Annotated in this window: 15 protein-coding genes; 10 read left to right on the top strand and 5 right to left on the bottom strand. The window is 54.3% G+C overall.

Annotation, left to right across the window (positions count from 1 at the left end; all coding sequences use genetic code 11):
• On the top strand, window positions 1-1,248 hold the full coding sequence (locus tag PW844_RS14715; protein WP_299452987.1) for an FAD-binding oxidoreductase: 1,248 nt from the start codon (window positions 1-3) through the stop codon (window positions 1,246-1,248).
• Window positions 1,249-1,250: 2 nt separating this feature from the next.
• On the opposite strand, the gene PW844_RS14710 is transcribed toward PW844_RS14715, so the two are convergent.
• The gene (locus PW844_RS14710) at window positions 1,251-2,165 is read right to left on the bottom strand and encodes a LysR family transcriptional regulator (protein WP_299452985.1); all 915 of its coding nucleotides are present in this window, start codon (window positions 2,163-2,165) and stop codon (window positions 1,251-1,253) included.
• Window positions 2,166-2,251: 86 nt separating this feature from the next.
• On the opposite strand from PW844_RS14710, the gene PW844_RS14705 reads away from it, so the two are divergent.
• On the top strand, window positions 2,252-3,172 hold the full coding sequence (locus PW844_RS14705) for a carbon-nitrogen hydrolase family protein (RefSeq protein WP_299452983.1): 921 nt from the start codon (window positions 2,252-2,254) through the stop codon (window positions 3,170-3,172).
• Between the two features lie 49 nt (window positions 3,173-3,221).
• Here PW844_RS14705 and PW844_RS14700 read toward each other — a convergent pair whose 3' ends face one another.
• Window positions 3,222-3,590 carry a hypothetical protein gene (locus PW844_RS14700; protein WP_299452981.1) on the bottom strand — a complete coding sequence of 123 codons (369 nt, stop codon included), beginning with the start codon at window positions 3,588-3,590 and terminating at the stop codon, window positions 3,222-3,224.
• A gap of 178 nt (window positions 3,591-3,768) precedes the next feature.
• On the opposite strand from PW844_RS14700, the gene PW844_RS14695 reads away from it, so the two are divergent.
• Complete coding sequence (locus PW844_RS14695) at window positions 3,769-4,386, top strand: DUF3313 domain-containing protein (protein WP_299453209.1); 618 nt, start codon at window positions 3,769-3,771, stop codon at window positions 4,384-4,386.
• 63 nt (window positions 4,387-4,449) lie between these two features.
• Here the strand turns inward: PW844_RS14695 and PW844_RS14690 are convergent, their stop codons facing one another.
• Together PW844_RS14690 and PW844_RS14685 are read right to left on the bottom strand one after the other, a co-directional pair.
• Window positions 4,450-5,070: a TetR/AcrR family transcriptional regulator gene (locus PW844_RS14690; protein ID WP_299452978.1), complete on the bottom strand. Its 621-nt coding sequence runs from the start codon at window positions 5,068-5,070 to the stop codon at window positions 4,450-4,452.
• Window positions 5,071-5,133: 63 nt separating this feature from the next.
• On the bottom strand, window positions 5,134-6,804 hold the full coding sequence (locus PW844_RS14685) for a DUF4091 domain-containing protein (RefSeq protein ID WP_299452976.1): 1,671 nt from the start codon (window positions 6,802-6,804) through the stop codon (window positions 5,134-5,136).
• A gap of 453 nt (window positions 6,805-7,257) precedes the next feature.
• On the opposite strand from PW844_RS14685, the gene PW844_RS14680 reads away from it, so the two are divergent.
• From PW844_RS14680 to PW844_RS14650, 7 genes are all read left to right on the top strand, one after another.
• Complete coding sequence (locus PW844_RS14680; protein ID WP_299452974.1) at window positions 7,258-8,523, top strand: sugar ABC transporter substrate-binding protein; 1,266 nt, start codon at window positions 7,258-7,260, stop codon at window positions 8,521-8,523.
• 75 nt (window positions 8,524-8,598) lie between these two features.
• Window positions 8,599-9,531, top strand: coding sequence for a carbohydrate ABC transporter permease (locus PW844_RS14675; RefSeq protein WP_299452972.1), 933 nt, complete (start codon window positions 8,599-8,601; stop codon window positions 9,529-9,531).
• Between the two features lie 98 nt (window positions 9,532-9,629).
• On the top strand, window positions 9,630-10,412 hold the full coding sequence (locus PW844_RS14670; RefSeq protein ID WP_299453206.1) for a carbohydrate ABC transporter permease: 783 nt from the start codon (window positions 9,630-9,632) through the stop codon (window positions 10,410-10,412).
• Window positions 10,413-10,438: 26 nt separating this feature from the next.
• A complete protein-coding gene (locus PW844_RS14665; protein WP_299452970.1) occupies window positions 10,439-11,563 on the top strand; it encodes an ABC transporter ATP-binding protein in 1,125 nt (374 codons plus the stop codon).
• A 15-nt stretch (window positions 11,564-11,578) separates the two neighbouring features.
• On the top strand, window positions 11,579-12,496 hold the full coding sequence (locus PW844_RS14660) for an ROK family protein (RefSeq protein ID WP_299452968.1): 918 nt from the start codon (window positions 11,579-11,581) through the stop codon (window positions 12,494-12,496).
• Window positions 12,493-13,263: a transcriptional repressor AgaR gene (agaR, locus tag PW844_RS14655; protein ID WP_084874739.1), complete on the top strand. Its 771-nt coding sequence runs from the start codon at window positions 12,493-12,495 to the stop codon at window positions 13,261-13,263. The genes PW844_RS14660 and agaR overlap by 4 nt, the downstream gene beginning before the upstream one ends.
• 20 nt (window positions 13,264-13,283) lie before the next feature.
• Complete coding sequence (locus PW844_RS14650; protein ID WP_299452965.1) at window positions 13,284-14,447, top strand: Gfo/Idh/MocA family oxidoreductase; 1,164 nt, start codon at window positions 13,284-13,286, stop codon at window positions 14,445-14,447.
• A 33-nt stretch (window positions 14,448-14,480) separates the two neighbouring features.
• Here the strand turns inward: PW844_RS14650 and PW844_RS14645 are convergent, their stop codons facing one another.
• Window positions 14,481-15,290 (bottom strand): DeoR family transcriptional regulator, encoded by an 810-nt coding sequence (locus PW844_RS14645; protein WP_299452958.1) that lies wholly within the window; start codon window positions 15,288-15,290, stop codon window positions 14,481-14,483.
• Window positions 15,291-15,352 lie beyond the last annotated feature (62 nt).

Raw genomic sequence — 15,352 nt, 5'->3', positions numbered from 1 at the left:
ATGGCGCATGATGTGTTAGTGCTGGGAGCCGGGATGGTTGGGGTGAGCTGCGCCCTGCATCTGCAGCAGCGTGGTTACGATGTCGCGCTGCTGGACCGCCGCGCCCCTGGCGAAGAAACCTCGTATGGCAATGCGGGTATTATCCAGCGCGAGGCGGTCAATCCTTACGCCTTTCCGCGTGAGCTCAGTACGCTGCTGAGCGTGGCGGGTAACCGTCGGCTGGATGTACGTTATCACCCGCGCGCGCTACCTTCCCTTGCCTCGCCGCTGCTGCGCTACTACGCCAATTCGGCACCGCAGGCTTATGCGCCGATTGCAGCGGCCTATGCTTCGTTGATCGCCCTGTCGATTGATACCCATGAGGCGCTGCTGGATGCGGCGAATGCCCGCCATTTACTCGGTGAACGTGGCTGGTTGATGCTGTTTCGCAGCGATAAACAACGCGATGCAGCCTTTGCCGATGCCGACAAACTGCTGGCGATGGGAGTGAATCATCGCAAGCTGGACGCGGCCCAGTTACAGGCTACTGAACCGGCGTTACGCGCGCAGCTGAGCGGTGCGGTTTACTGGAGTGACCCACTGACGGTGCGTGATCCCGGCGAGCTGGTGAAAGCCTATGCGGCATTGTTGCTGGCTCGCGGAGCCGCCTGGTATCAGGGCAACGCCCAGACGCTGCGCCCGACGGCGGACGGTGGCTGGCAGGTGCAAACCCGGAACGACGAATGGGTGCAGGCACATCAGGTGGTGGTGGCGCTCGGTCCCTGGAGTTCGCAGCTGACCGGTGATTTTGGCTATCGTCCGCCGTTGTTTGTGAAACGTGGCTACCATCAGCATTTCCAGCCGGTGCCAGGCGCTACGCCGCGTCACTGGATGCTGGATGAAGAACGGGGCTACCTGATTGCTCCGATGGCGCGCGGTTTACGCATCACCACCGGGGCGGAACTGGCCGATATTGATGCACCTGCCACTCCTGTTCAGCTTAAGGCGGTGGAACAGGTCGCGCGCCAGCTGGTGCCGCTGGGCGCAGCGGTGGAAGCCGAGCCCTGGAAAGGTGCCCGTCCCTGTATGCCGGATATGAAACCGGTGATCGGAGCGGTCCCCGGTCAGCCGGGCATGTGGTGCGCGTTTGGTCATGGTCATCAGGGATTTACCCTCGGCCCGGCCACCGGAATGTTGCTGGCCGAAATGATGCACGGCGAGCGCAGCAGCATTGCGATGGAGGCGTTTAGCCCGTCACGACGTTTTTAACGTTACGGCTTGCACATCACTTTCAACAACTCACGCAAAATATTCCTCACCCCGGCGACTGCCGGGTCCCTGAGACTGTCGGCTCGCCAGGCCAGTTCTACCGAATATTCTGGTAATTCAATCGGGCAACACAACAGGTGTAAATCGAACATCTCTGCCATCGCGCGGGCGGCGTGGCTGGGCAGCGTCACAATTGACCGTGAACCTTTAATCAACCAGGGCACGGCGGAAAAGTGTGTCGCGGCGGCTTCAACCGTGCGTTTCAGTCCCAGTTCAGCCAATGCTTCGTCGACAATCCCCACCATGCCCCCTGATGAAATCAGAATATGTTGCAGCGTGTTGTAGTCATCGATAGTCAGTTCCGGCGTGGTCGGCACAAAATCCACTACGCAGGCGTAGTCATTCACCCCCACTAACTCTTTACTCAGCGCCGCTGAGTGGCCGCTCCCTGAGGTGACCGCCAAATCGACCATGCGGTTCATCAGCATCCCGGCGGCAATCCGGCTGTGAATTTGCCGGAATATCAGCCGCAGTCCCGGGTATTCCTGCGCCACGCGATTAATCAGTTTGCGCGCCAGCGCGATTTCATAATCATCAGACCAGCCCAGCACCACACTGCGGCCATCGAACGCGGCCTGATCCAGCTGCACCAGTGAAAGACTCTGGCGACAGCGATCCAGCGCTTCACTGACAATCGGTTTTAACTCCTCGGCGCGACGACTCGGTCGCAGACCTCGCCCGGTGCGATCAAACAGATGGTCACCATAAATTTTGCGCAATCTGCCCAGCGCAGCACTCACCGCTGACTGGGTAATCCCCAGCCGTAAAGCCGCCCTGCTGGCGCTGCCTTCTTCGTACAGGGCTTCAAACACTTTGAAGAGATTCAGATCGAGCGCTTCGATATTTATATTGTTCATATCAGATATACGGCTAAGGCGATTGATTCATATCACTATAGCGGGGAGTATCAGTGGTTCATATCTTCGGCAACAGGTAATTAACCATGGCCTCCTCAACTGTGGCAGTGCTGCAAATGGGTTCCGCCCCTGCAGGCAAAGCACAAACCTTAGAAAAGATTCTGTCTTATGAAGAGCAGATCATGGCCAGCGGCGCCCGTCTGGTGGTGATGCCTGAAGCCCTGCTCGGCGGCTATCCCAAAGGGGAAACCTTCGGTACTCAGCTGGGTTATCGTCTGCCAGAGGGACGGGAAACCTGGGCAGAATACTTTGCCAACGCCATTGATGTGCCGGACAAAGAAACCGAGGCGCTGGCGGATCTGGCACGCAGAACCCAGGCGGCGTTAGTGATTGGCGTGATTGAACGCGAAGGCAGCACCTTATATTGCAGCGCGTTATTTTTCGAACCCGAAATCGGACTGGCGGCGAAACATCGCAAACTGATGCCAACCGGCACCGAACGTTTGATCTGGGGTCAGGGCGACGGTTCCACCCTGCCGGTGCTGGACACGCAAGCCGGGCGCATCGGTGCCGCGATTTGCTGGGAAAATCATATGCCGCTGCTGCGTACCGCCATGTACGCCAAAGGCGTACAAATCTGGTGCGCGCCAACGGTGGATGAGCGCGATGTGTGGCAGGCATCAATGCGGCATATCGCCCATGAGGGACGCTGCTTTGTCCTCAGTGCCTGCCAGATCCAACCGTCACCGGCAGAGCTCGGCATTGAAATTCCCGGCTGGGACAGTCAGCGTCCGTTGATTCAGGGTGGCAGCGTCATTATCGGTCCATTGGGTGATGTGCTGGCTGGCCCGTTACGCGGCAGCGAAGGGTTGCTGTGTGCACAGATTGATACCGATGAACTGATTCGCGCCCGCTATGACTTTGATGTGGTTGGACATTATGCCCGCCCGGATGTTTTCTCTTTATCGGTTGACCAAAAACCAAAAAAAACCGTGACTTTCCAGTAAGATAACAGCCAACGCCAGGGCCATGGTAACGGTGCGAAAAATCGCACCGTTACAACACCGGCAACCCCCTATTTTCCGCCATAAACCGTTTCACGGCGGCGCGCACGGCGGCACGTAACGGCATCGCCCGGCTAACCTGGTACTCATAAAGCAGCTGCAAAAACGTCGTGACCATGATTTCTGGCCTGCGGTAGCGCAGTTCACCCTTTAGCATCGCGCCATTGACGACCCACATCACCTGTTCTTCCACTTCTGGCGGGCAACGCGATGCCAGTGCCAGTCTCAGCCCTAATCGATTCAATCTTTTACCTAACGGCAAGCTGGCGTAGCGCAAAGGAAGCGCCATGTTTCCGGCCAGTAATAAATCTGCCTCGTTGCGGCATATGCCATTTTCACCACTGATGATCGTTCTGTGCATCCCCCGTCCCCCCAAAAACCTGCCGCAATATCTGCTTGACAGAAACAGCATAAAACAAGATAACTATACCGTACAGTTTAATTATAGCGTTTTTATACACATTTTTACTTTTTAAGAGGATCGGACAGTGGGGAAATCATTGAAGGGAATTTGTGCGGGATTGACGGGGCTGGTCCTGATGGCGGGCGTGACCGGATGCTCCAGTACCGCGCCGGTAAAATACACCGGGCTGGAGTCATCTTCCCGGCTGAGCGCCAACGCCGGGGATGACAGCGACAGAATCCCCTTTCGCTACAGCGCGCCAGTGGACTGGAAGAAATATGGCAAGGTCATCATTGAACCGGTCAGCATTTATCAGGGCAGTGACGGCCAGTTTAACGATATGGATCAAGCCGATCGCCGCCATCTCGCCGATTATATGCAACAGAAGTTTGGTCAGGAGTTAACCACGCGCTTTCAGAGCGCCACGTCCCCTTCCCCGAATACTCTGCGTCTTAAACTGACGCTGACCGGTGCCGATACCACTACGCAGTTTGCCGGGACAGTCACCAAATTCGACCTTGCCGGCGGACCCTATAATATTGTCCAGTCGATCCGCGGCGGGCGCGGCATGCTCAGCGGCTACGTGAACTATGCGGTTGAAATTCATGATGCCGAAACCGGTGAACTGCTGCTGGCCTATGTCGCAGAACAATACCCTAACGCGATGAATATCGGTGCCACCTTCGGCTCGCTCAGCGCCGCAGAAACCGGCATTGATAAGGGCGCGGAGGAACTGCTGAAAAAATTACAGTAACAGCTCGATTGATGTAGCGGTGCGATAAATCGCACCGCTACCCGTCCGTGCAGCTTTCAAGCGTTACGTGCGGCGGCAGGCACCGACCAGAAACAGGTTCACTGCCGCTGCCACCATCTCGGTGACGCGGCTTTCAGAAAAAGTACCCATCTCTTTTTTCAGCAGCAATTCATCCACTTCGGCTTTCAGCAACGCGGAAAACTGGCGCGCGCGCAGCATCGGGCAAGTTTCCGCCAGATCGCCCTGCTCCATATGGCTTTTCATCAGGCTGGAGAGCATTTCCATACTTTCCCGCACGCCGGATTCATAAAACAACGCGCCGATATCCGAATGACCGGCTTCACCGACCACCACGCGATAAAGTTGCAGTGCCTGGCTGTCGCTCATCAGCACGCTCAGCATACCTTTACCAAAACGGTGGAGTTTGTTTTCCAGGCTGAGTTCGCTGCCATCGTCGTTGAAAATATCCCCGGCGGCTTCGGTCAGATAATGGGTGCTGTAAGTTCTGACTACCGCCTCAAACAGGGCTTCTTTGGAAGGAAAATAGTTGTATAACGTGGCCTTAGAACCGCCGGCACGGCGGGCAACTTCATTCATTGAGGCCCGCTCGTAGCCGTGTTCCTGAAACACGGCAGAGGCGGCGGTCATAATGGCCTGTCTTTTTTCATCGGTAAGTGTGCGCATAACATCCTCTTTGCGGCTGAACGGGCAGCATAACAAAACCGACCGGTTCATTAAACCGCAAGGTTATGCCTTGTTGCTGGCAATGCGCCGGTTGACCTCGTGGCGCAGCCGCAGCAATTTCTCCGCATCAGCAGGCCAGACCTTAAAGGTGATGCGCATTCCCATCATCTCATCCACTAAAGCTTCTACCGCTGCACGTCCCTGCAACCTTTCCAGTAATTGTAACGCCCGCAGATCCTGTAACGCTTCCAGCAGCACCTTCAGACGAATCGAGGGTAAAGGCGTGAAGTCTTTACCAGGATAGACCAGGAAAGGATCGCCTGCCGGAAACGCCTGCAAGCCATCGGTGACCGCGAAGGGATCAATCGCTTCGCGTGACAGCTCGCTGTTATAGAAGTTAAAACCCCAATGTAAAAAACCTTCAATGCGATACAACCACAGCTGCACCCCAAGGATACGGTTGCGCACCGACGGCTGCGCCATAAAACGGTTGGCAACGTCCTGATACTGGGCGCAGCAATAGTAGGTCCATTGGCCGGGCACCTGATTCTCCAGAAAAGGTTCCAGATGATCAGAGGCGGTAACGGGTTTCTCCACCAGGCCGAGTCGATAGAAATCGTAATCGGACAAGGCATCCAGCGTGCGATAGCCGGAGATTAACGGGCGCAGCAGGTCGCTGGCTTTACGATAGTTTTCCAGATGCTGATCGGTCGGCTCATCGGAAATATGGAACCACACACGATCCTGCAATCCCTGCTGAGTAAACCAGGCGGTCAACTGCGGCAGGAAGGCAGTGAGAAAGTGACGCCACTGTTCGCCAAACGCATCGGTATGCCAGCCAAAACGCGCTTCCTGGCTACCGTCCGGCAATTGCACCGCCACATGCGGCGCATGAGCTGCTCCCCATTGGGTGAAAAAGTGGGCGATCTCAAAGTCACGTATCCCCTCTTCCCGGCATAAAGACACCCAGCGCGCCAGGCGTTCAAAACCAAAGCGGTAACCCCCTTGCCCATCATCCGCCACATCAACCAGCTGCACCTCTGTGCGCACCGTGCCCGGTGCGGTATCGAGCGGCGGCGTAAACAGCGGGGTCAGCATCATATTGACGCCATGCGCCACTGCGCTTTGTACAAAGTTTCGCACTGCCTGCCAGTACTCCTCACTGAATACCGGCAGTTGATAGTAATTCGCCAGGCAATCGGTATGAATCCATTCGGTATGGTAAAGCTGCTGCTCTGGCAGCGCATCAGGTAACACCGTCAGCGTCAGTGCGCTTTCGCTTACCAGGCTGCTGTCCTCTTTATCCTGCAAGCACAGGGTAATATTGTGCTGTCCCGGCGGCAAACCGGTGGCCGGAGGTGTCAGGCAGAGCCACAGTGCCCCCTGATAGTTGCAAGTAATTTGCAGCGCAGGCGTAGTCAGCGGCATCAGCAGGTCCGGAAACAGGCCCGGTTCGGTGGTCAGATAATGTTCATCCACGGTGTTGTAACAAGGCAGATGGCCCGGCACTGAGGTGACCTGATACAGCTGCAACCATGGTAGCAACTCACTCTCCACTGACCAGGACAAAGTGCGGCGGGTTTTACGTTCCTGCGAGGGCAGAAAATATTGCGCCTGAAAGGAAAATGTTTCATTGGAAAGAATACTGGCTACCGTCAGTTGCTTTACATCGGTAATTGTTTTTTGGTGGAACATTTTTTCCAGCGACGAAGTCAGCCGCAGATGTAACGTCATGGTTCATCCCTTATAGCGTCAGAAGTTGGGCAATTTAATAGCACGCATACTGAAAAGAAAAAATAGAAAAAAAAGGTAATAAGAAAATAAGATGACGCAGCTCGCAAATCATAATATTTTCCTGCAAACACTGAAAGCCGGGCAGAAATAATGTCAGGACTTAAGTTTTAATTAGCGTTATTAATGTCATATGAACTCTGCCAATCCGTGCAGAAAAAAGCCTTGCTAATTAGATCATTACCGCCTTTCCATTCTTTCGTTTCACTGCTTGTGTTACGAAATGATGCGTAAAACCCTGTCGAAAACCTTTCGATTCCGAAAGATCGAAAGGAAAATCGCCACTCACACTTACACTTTTTCGTTGTTGACAGCCAGATTACGGATGGTTTACAAAATCATTCACCAACACCGGGTCTTTCCAGCGAAATACTTTTTATTGATGAGGGTTGTGTCATGCTGTCTGCAAAAAACAATAAGTCTCATATCAGGCCAGTAATTTCCGGAATCACATTAGCTGTCGCACTTTTAATTCCTGCACTCAGCCAGGCAGCCGATAAAATAACGTTGCGTTACGCTATTTGGGATCGAAATCAACTTCCTGCTGAGCAAAAAATTGCTCAGTCATTCGAAAAGGCTAACCCGGATATCAATATTGATATAGAAGTGGTACCGGCTTCACAGTATTTCGTCAAACTGGATTCTGCCGTCGCCGGTGGTGTGGCACCGGATATCTTTTGGGTGAATATGCCCTACTTTATCCAGTATGCGCAGAACCATGTGCTGGCCCCGCTGAATGGCTACCTGAACGATAAATCGGTCGATCTGAACAACATCGTCGCCAGTTCAGTGAAAGCCTACCAGTTTGATGGCAACCAGCTGGCTATCCCGCGTGATGTGGATGCGATTGCCGTCTGGTACAACAAAAAACTGTTTGATCAGGCTGGTGTCAGCTATCCGAAAAAAGGCTGGACCTGGGATGACCTGAAAACCACCGCCACCGCGCTGAAAACGAAACTGAAAGGCGACGCCTTCCCGCTGTATATGGATCTCAGCAATGACGGCCAGGAAAGCTACCTGAACCTGCTGTATCAGAAAGGTGTGCATATCGTACCAACCAACGGCCAGCCGACCGATATCGCCAGCGATAACGCGATCTGGGTGTATCAGCAATTGCAGCAAATGATGAAAGGTGGCCTGCTGCCGACCGCCAATCAGATGAGTGAACTGAAAACCGACTCGGTGTTTACCTCGAATCGAGCCGCGATGGTGTACGCCGGTTCCTGGCAGGCGGCACCCTTCGCCAGCAACCCACAAATTAACGATCATATTGGCGTGATTGAAATGCCGCGCATCGATAAAGAAGCCGGTGTGGCACACAGTCTGGGCTTTGCCTTGTACGCCAATGGTAAACATAAAGATGCTGCCTGGCGTTATGTCTCCTTTATGGCGCAGAAATCATCGCAGGAGGAGTTGGCAGCTGCGGTCATTCCGGCCAACAAACAGGCGATGCCAGCCTGGGCTGCCAATGTGAAGCAGGTTGACGTCACCGCCTATCTGACTGCACTGGATCACGCCACCGCTTACCCCACCGCCGGGACCAATACACCGAAGTGGCAAAATATGTGGATCAGCAGCCTGAAGAAAATCTTTATGGGCGCAGATGCCAAAGAAGAAATGGATAAGTCGGTGAAGAAAATCAGCCGTGTGATGGAAAAATAATTTTGTAGCAGCGCGATTGATCGCGCTGCTATCCGTTCCCGCGCGATAAATTGCGCCACTTCGGAGCCGATAAAGATGGAAAATATCTCCCCTGCTACCGTTATCCCGCGCGTGAAAACGGTAAAAAATGTCAGTAGTCTGGAACGAGCCGAGCGTTTCTGGGGCTGGATAATGATCGCTCCGCTGGTTATCGGCTTACTGGTATTTTATTTCATTCCTTTTCTCCAGACATTTTTTTATAGCTTTACCGATCTCAATCAGTTTATGAACTGGACCGAGGTCAGTCTGGATAATTATCGTGACCTGTTCACGGATGATGATTTTTATACCGCTACGCTCAATACCCTGTTCTATGTGGTGGTGTGCGTGCCGGTCAGCCTTGCCCTTTCGCTGCTGCTGGCAATCGGTCTGAACCAGCCGATTCGCGGTAAGACGCTGTTCCGCACCCTGCTTTTTCTCCCTGCTATCACCATGCCCGCAGCGGTGGCGATGGTGTGGCAATGGCTGTTTAACGGTGATTTCGGTCTGGTTAACCATATGCTGGGATTTATTGGTATTTCGCAGGTTGACTGGCTCTCCGATCCCAAAGTGGTGCACCTCAGCGTTTCCATCATTATCATCTGGTCATCGCTGGCGTTAAAAATCATTATCCTGCTGGCCGGATTACAAAATATTCCCCGTCAGGTGTATGAAGCCGCCGATATTGATGGCATTGGCACCCTGCGCCGCTTCTTCTTTATTACGTTACCGCTGATGTTGCCGACATTATTTTTCGTGTCGATCATGAGTTTCATTGAAGTGATACAAATATTCGACGTTATCTTTTTAATGTTCGACCGTTCGATGATTGAAAGTGATGCCATGACGGTGACGTTCCTGTTCTATAAATACGCCTTTTATTTACAGGAAAAAGGTTATGCCTCTGCTATCGCTGTGATGCTGTTTTTCGTGACCCTGGTGATCAGCCTGGTGCAGATGTTTATTGGTAAAAAAATCAAGGTTACCTGAGGAAATCCGCCATGAGCACATTCCCCCAATCAGAAGAACTGGCGTGGTTTCGTCGTCAGCATCAGGAAAAAATCCGCCGTCTGACGGTATACGCGTTGATGACGCTGGCAAGCCTTATCTCGCTGGTGCCGTTTATCTGGATGTTGCTGACCTCACTGAAAACCCAGCCGGAAAGCATCCAGATTCCGCTGGCGATTCTGCCTCAGCATCCTTCGTTACAGGCTTATCACCGTATTCTGACTGAGATCCCCTTCACCACCTTTTATATCAACTCGTTTCTTTACACCTTTTTCACCGTCACACTGCAAATGTTGATTGCGGCAATGGCCGCCTATGGCTTCTCGCGCCTGACATTTCGTGGTCGCGACACGGTGTTCATGTTGTGCGTCTCGATTCTGATGGTGCCCGCCCAGGCCTTCCTGATTCCGCAGTTTCTTATCGTGCAGAAACTCGGTCTGGTAAACACCCTGAGTGGTCTGATCCTGCCCGGCATCTTCAGTATTTACGCCACCTTTCTGTTGAGACAGTTCTTCCTTGGCGTGCCGCGCGAGCTGGAAGAAGCCGCATTGCTTGATGGCTACAACCATTTCGCGATTTTCTGGCGCATTCTGCTGCCGCTGATTCGTCCGGGATTGATTGCCTGCATCATTATTAATGGCCTGTGGGCCTGGAATAACCTGATGTGGCCATTAATCGTTAATACCAGCGTCGATAAGTTAACCCTGCCGGTGGGACTGGCGTCACTCGCCAGTCGGGCAGGCGTGCCCTATCCAATGCTAATGGCTGGCGCGCTGATGGCGGTGCTGCCGATGCTGATTTTATTCATCTTTTTCCAGCGCTATTTCATCCAGGGAATCGCCAGCGCCGGAGTTAAAGGGTAATTGCCCCCCAACATGAGGAAGCAGCTATGTCTGGCATTCAACTACATGATGTGAAGAAAATTTATCCCAACGGCTTCCAGGCGCTGCACGGTATTGAGCTTTCGATTCAGGAAGGTGAATTCATGGTGTTTGTCGGGCCATCCGGCTGCGCAAAATCAACCTTGCTGCGCATGATTGCCGGGCTGGAAAGCATCAGTGCAGGTGAAATCATGATTCAAAATCGGTGCGTCAATCAGGTACTACCTAAAGATCGGGAAGTGGCAATGGTGTTCCAGAACTACGCGTTGTACCCACATATGACGGTATATAAAAATATGGCGTTTAGCCTGAGCGGCAAAATGCCACGCGAGGAGATTGACCGCCGGGTACGCGAAGCGGCAGAGAACCTGGAAATCAGCCACTTACTGGAGCGCAAGCCGGGTCAGCTTTCAGGTGGTCAGTGCCAGCGTGTGGCGCTGGGCCGCGCGATTGTGCGTCGTCCACGCGTGTTTTTGTTTGATGAACCGCTATCCAATCTCGATGCGAAATTGCGTGTCTCGATGCGCCTGCAACTGATCAATCTGCATCAGCAACTCAAAGCGGAAGGCTTACCTTCAACCATGATTTATGTCACCCACGATCAGGTGGAAGCTATGACCATGGGCGATCGCATCTGCGTGCTGGATCGTGGCGTGATTCAACAGGTGGACAAGCCGGTGACCCTCTATCATCAGCCAGCAAACAAATTCGTGGCCGCGTTTATCGGCAGTCCGGCTATGAACCTGCATGATGTAACTATTACCACGAATAACGGCCAACCTGCCTTGTCATTTGACGATGCCGGCAAGCTGGTGCTGCCTGCCAGCGTGGCGGCGCGTCTGAACGGCTACAGTGAAGCGCAAATCTGCCTCGGTATCCGCCCGGAGCATGTGCTGATCACCACGGCGGATGCGCCGGGGGCGTTACCGGCGACGGTGCAGACGGTCGAACATATGGGCAATGAAGAGATCGTGCATTGCGATGTGGCAGGCCGCCATTTTGTGGCGCGCTTCCCTTCTTCCCCTGGCTGGGCGTCACAACCGGGCGAGCGCATCGGGCTGCAACTGGCGCTGGACCATGCTCATTTGTTTGATATCACCCATGGGCGTGTGCTGCGCCCGGCAGGCCTCTAATCCCAGGACAACCCTATGCGTTACGGATTTGATATCGGCGGAACCAAAATTGAAATTGCCGCCTATGACGACAGGATGCAGCAGCTGTTTCGCCAGCGGGTGGCAACCCCCGGGGAAGATTACACCGCCTTTCTCAACTGCCTGGTGGAACTCACCCTGGAGGCCGATCAGCAGTTTGGTGGCAAAGGAAAAGTAGGCATCGGCCTGCCCGGTATCACCGATCCGCGCACGCAGCAGCAGTTATCGGCCAATGTCCCCTGCCTTACCGGTCGTAACCTGAAGCGGGATATCGAAACCCTGCTCAACCGGCCGGTGGCGATAGGCAATGATTGCCACTGCTTTGCGCTATCCGAAGCACACTCGCCGCAAACGCTGGATTATTCGGTGGTGTTTGGCGTGATCATCGGCACCGGCGCAGGGGGTGGTCTGGTGGTGAATAAACAACTGTTCAGCGGAAAGCATGGCATGGCGGGCGAATGGGGCCATTTACCGGTGCCTGCACGCCTGATTCAGCGCTATCAGCTGCCCTCATTTGCCTGTAACTGTGGTCTGAAAGATTGCTACGAACGTTATGTTTCCGGACGCGGTCTGCTGGCGCTAAGCCAGCATTTTGGTCATCCGGCCCGCGATCTGCCTGCGTTGATGGTCAGTTTCCGGCAACAGGACCCGCTGGCCCAGCAGCTGTTCAGCATGTTTATCGCGATCCTCGCCAGTGCGCTGGCAGGGTTGCAGATGATGCTGGACATTGACGCCTTTGTACTGGGTGGCGGTTTGTCCAACATTCCTGAAATCTATCCGCGCCTGCCGGATGCCATGCGTGAAGGGTTATTTGCCGTCAGCCCACCGGCGGTGATTCTGCCACCGGTGTTTGGTGACAGCAGCGGCGTGCGTGGTGCTGCGCTACTCAACTCTGTTCAGGAGGAGTCTTTATGATCAATACCGAGCAACGCCGTGAATCGATTATTGAGCAGCTAAGGCGCGAGGGCGTGGTGCGGGTGGAAGATCTCAGCGCCCTGTACAACGTCAGCTCGGTCACTATCCGCAATGACCTGCGCTGGCTGGAAAAAAGCGGCTGCGCGATTCGTGGCTATGGCGGTGCGCAACTTAATCGTCAGTTTGTCTTTGATCGACCGCTGGAAGACAAAGGCAAAATCAATCGCGACGTGAAATTCGCCATCGCCAAAGCGGCTGCCGCACTGATCAATGACGGGGAAGCGGTGATTATCGATTCCGGTTCCACGACCAGCCTGATGACCCGGCATCTGGACAAACAGAAGGATTTGGTGGTGATGACTAACGCCATCAACATCGCTTATGAACTGGCGAGCCGTGAAAACATTCATTTAATGGTGCTGGGTGGCAACGTACGCAGCGCTTCCTGGTCAATCGACGGCCCAACGGCGGAGCAGCATATCCGTCAGTACCGTTTCGACAAACTGTTTCTCGGTGTCGATGGTTTTGACCTGACCTCCGGCATTACCACACCCCAGCTGGGAGAGGCGCAGATTAACCGCGCCATGTGTGATGTCTCACGCGAGATCATTGCCGTGGCCGACTCCAGCAAGTTTGGTCGCACCAGTTTCTGTTTGATCCGCGAGGTGGAGCGTATCCACCGGCTGGTCACCGACAGTGCCATATCCGAGCAGTACGTGCGCGCCCTGGAAAAAATGGGCGTCGAAATCATCATCGCCGATCGCTAATACCGCGGGAGAGTAGCTTCATGAAAGTAGGCATTATTGGATTAGGGTTCCGTCTCGGTTATCTCGGGCATGTGTTCAGTAGCCTGTTGCCAGACTTCACCATCGTGGGTTACGTCGATCCGGCCCCGGCCGGGCTGGCGACCCTGCAACAGCATGGCATCACAGCCGGTGATGTCTATGACACGCCCGAGGCGCTGCTGGCGGCGCATCAGCTCGATCTGTTAATGATTGGCTCTCCCAATCACCTGCACCTGGAACATATCCGCGTCGGGCTGGAAGCTGGCGTGAAAGTGTTTTGCGAAAAGCCGGTGGTGGCAAGCCTTGAACAAAGTTACCAGCTGGCGGAATTGCTGGCGCAGTATGGTCAGGAACAGTTGCTGATTGGCCTGGTTCTGCGCTATGCGCCGATGTACCGCGATGTGTTGCAGGCACGGCAGTCCGGCGCACTGGGTCATATCGTCTCGGTAGAAGCCTCGGAACATATCTACCCGTACCACGGGGCCTTTTTTATGCGCGACTGGCGGCGCTACTCACGCTATTCCGGCAGCTTTATGCTGGAAAAATGCTGCCATGACCTCGATCTCTACAACAGCCTGATTGGTTCCCGACCGATGCGCGTTGCCAGCTTTGGCGGACGGCGTAATTTTGTGCCGGAAAATGATCCGCGCCAGCACGGGGCGGATGATATGACATTGTTTCACCAGAAACCATCTGGCTGGCTGGGAGACGATAAAGTGTTCGACAGTGATGGCGACATCGTTGACCACCAGGTGGCGATTGTCGAATACGCCAACGGTGTAGCGATGAATTTCCATACCAACATCAACGCACCGGACCAGTTCCGCCGTTTCTGCATCATGGGGTCGCGCGGCCAGGCGGAAGGCGATTTTATTCGTGGTTTCCTGTGGGTACATGATGTGATGAGCGGCAGCAAAACCGTGGATAAGCAGTACGCCACCCGTACCGCGCTGTCGCAGCATTACGGTGCCGATGAACAAATGGCGCGTGAGGTGATCGACCACGTGCTGCACGGCGGTCCGCTGCCGGTTTCGCCGCAGGATGCGATTGAAGCCGGGATTCTGGCGCTGGCGATGGATGAAGCCCGTGAGCAGCGTAAGCTGGTGGATTTAGCGCCGGTATGGGAGAAACTTGACCTGCTGCTCACTCCGGCGCAAACCGCCTGAATTTTGATGCGGGCGTATCAGCGCCCGCGATGCTTACTGGCTGACCAGCACCACTTCAATCCCCGCCCGACGCAGCCCTTCGAGGCTGTTCTGCGGAATGCTGTCATCGGTGATGATCATATGGATACGCTGGGTATCGATGATTTTGTGCAGGCTGGAACGGTTAAATTTACTGGAGTCGGTGACCACGATGATGCGTTCTGCCACCTCGCACATACGGCGATTCAGGCGCGCTTCATCCTCGTTATGGGTGCTGATGCCACGATCCAGATCGATGGCATCAACGCCGAGAAACAGCAGGTCAAAATGGTAGTTCTGCAACGAATGATCGGCCTGGTCACCATAAAACGACAGCGACTGGCGACGCAAATGGCCGCCGGTCATCAGCACTTCCACCCCTTCCGCTTCCACCAGGGCGTTGGCAACGTTCATCCCGTTGGTCATGGCGATGACGTTCTGATGCTGGCGCATATGGCGGGCAATCTCAAAGGTGGTGGTGCCGGAATCAAGGATCACCCGATGTCCCGGTTTAATCAGCTCGGCAGCAACGCTGGCGATGCTGCGTTTCGCCGAAATATTCAGCGAACTTTTGTCTTTCACCGAAGGCTCCGCCGTTCCCTGGCCGTTATCACAGATCAGCGCTCCGCCGTATACGCGTACCGCAATACACTGCTTTTCCAGGAACGCCAGATCGTTACGAATGGTCACCGTGGAAACCCCGTAAAGCGCAGCGAGATCATTCACCTGCACGCTACCTTGCTGGCGTAATTTTTGAATAATCTGCTCACGCCGCTCGCTGGTCGCCGCCACGCTTTTTTCCATCGGATTATCAGAATGCTGCATAAGGTTAGCCTGCCATTCATTGCTTTCGTTTTATTTCGATTTGGCTATTAACACCTTTCTTT

The organism is Pantoea sp. (assembly GCF_028283705.1).
GTDB lineage: Bacteria > Pseudomonadota > Gammaproteobacteria > Enterobacterales > Enterobacteriaceae > Pantoea.
The sequence above is the reverse complement of the archived record's forward strand: the minus strand, read 5'-3'. Positions and strand labels throughout refer to the sequence as shown.

Coding starts and splice junctions, on each gene's coding strand:
- PW844_RS14715 (WP_299452987.1), top strand. CDS start 1: ATGGCGCATGATGTGTTAGTGCTGGGAGCCGGGATGGTTGGGGTGAGC.
- PW844_RS14710 (WP_299452985.1), bottom strand. CDS start 2,165: ATGAACAATATAAATATCGAAGCGCTCGATCTGAATCTCTTCAAAGTG.
- PW844_RS14705 (WP_299452983.1), top strand. CDS start 2,252: ATGGCCTCCTCAACTGTGGCAGTGCTGCAAATGGGTTCCGCCCCTGCA.
- PW844_RS14700 (WP_299452981.1), bottom strand. CDS start 3,590: ATGCACAGAACGATCATCAGTGGTGAAAATGGCATATGCCGCAACGAG.
- PW844_RS14695 (WP_299453209.1), top strand. CDS start 3,769: ATGGCGGGCGTGACCGGATGCTCCAGTACCGCGCCGGTAAAATACACC.
- PW844_RS14690 (WP_299452978.1), bottom strand. CDS start 5,070: ATGCGCACACTTACCGATGAAAAAAGACAGGCCATTATGACCGCCGCC.
- PW844_RS14685 (WP_299452976.1), bottom strand. CDS start 6,804: ATGACGTTACATCTGCGGCTGACTTCGTCGCTGGAAAAAATGTTCCAC.
- PW844_RS14680 (WP_299452974.1), top strand. CDS start 7,258: ATGCTGTCTGCAAAAAACAATAAGTCTCATATCAGGCCAGTAATTTCC.
- PW844_RS14675 (WP_299452972.1), top strand. CDS start 8,599: ATGGAAAATATCTCCCCTGCTACCGTTATCCCGCGCGTGAAAACGGTA.
- PW844_RS14670 (WP_299453206.1), top strand. CDS start 9,630: ATGACGCTGGCAAGCCTTATCTCGCTGGTGCCGTTTATCTGGATGTTG.
- PW844_RS14665 (WP_299452970.1), top strand. CDS start 10,439: ATGTCTGGCATTCAACTACATGATGTGAAGAAAATTTATCCCAACGGC.
- PW844_RS14660 (WP_299452968.1), top strand. CDS start 11,579: ATGCGTTACGGATTTGATATCGGCGGAACCAAAATTGAAATTGCCGCC.
- agaR (WP_084874739.1), top strand. CDS start 12,493: ATGATCAATACCGAGCAACGCCGTGAATCGATTATTGAGCAGCTAAGG.
- PW844_RS14650 (WP_299452965.1), top strand. CDS start 13,284: ATGAAAGTAGGCATTATTGGATTAGGGTTCCGTCTCGGTTATCTCGGG.
- PW844_RS14645 (WP_299452958.1), bottom strand. CDS start 15,290: ATGCAGCATTCTGATAATCCGATGGAAAAAAGCGTGGCGGCGACCAGC.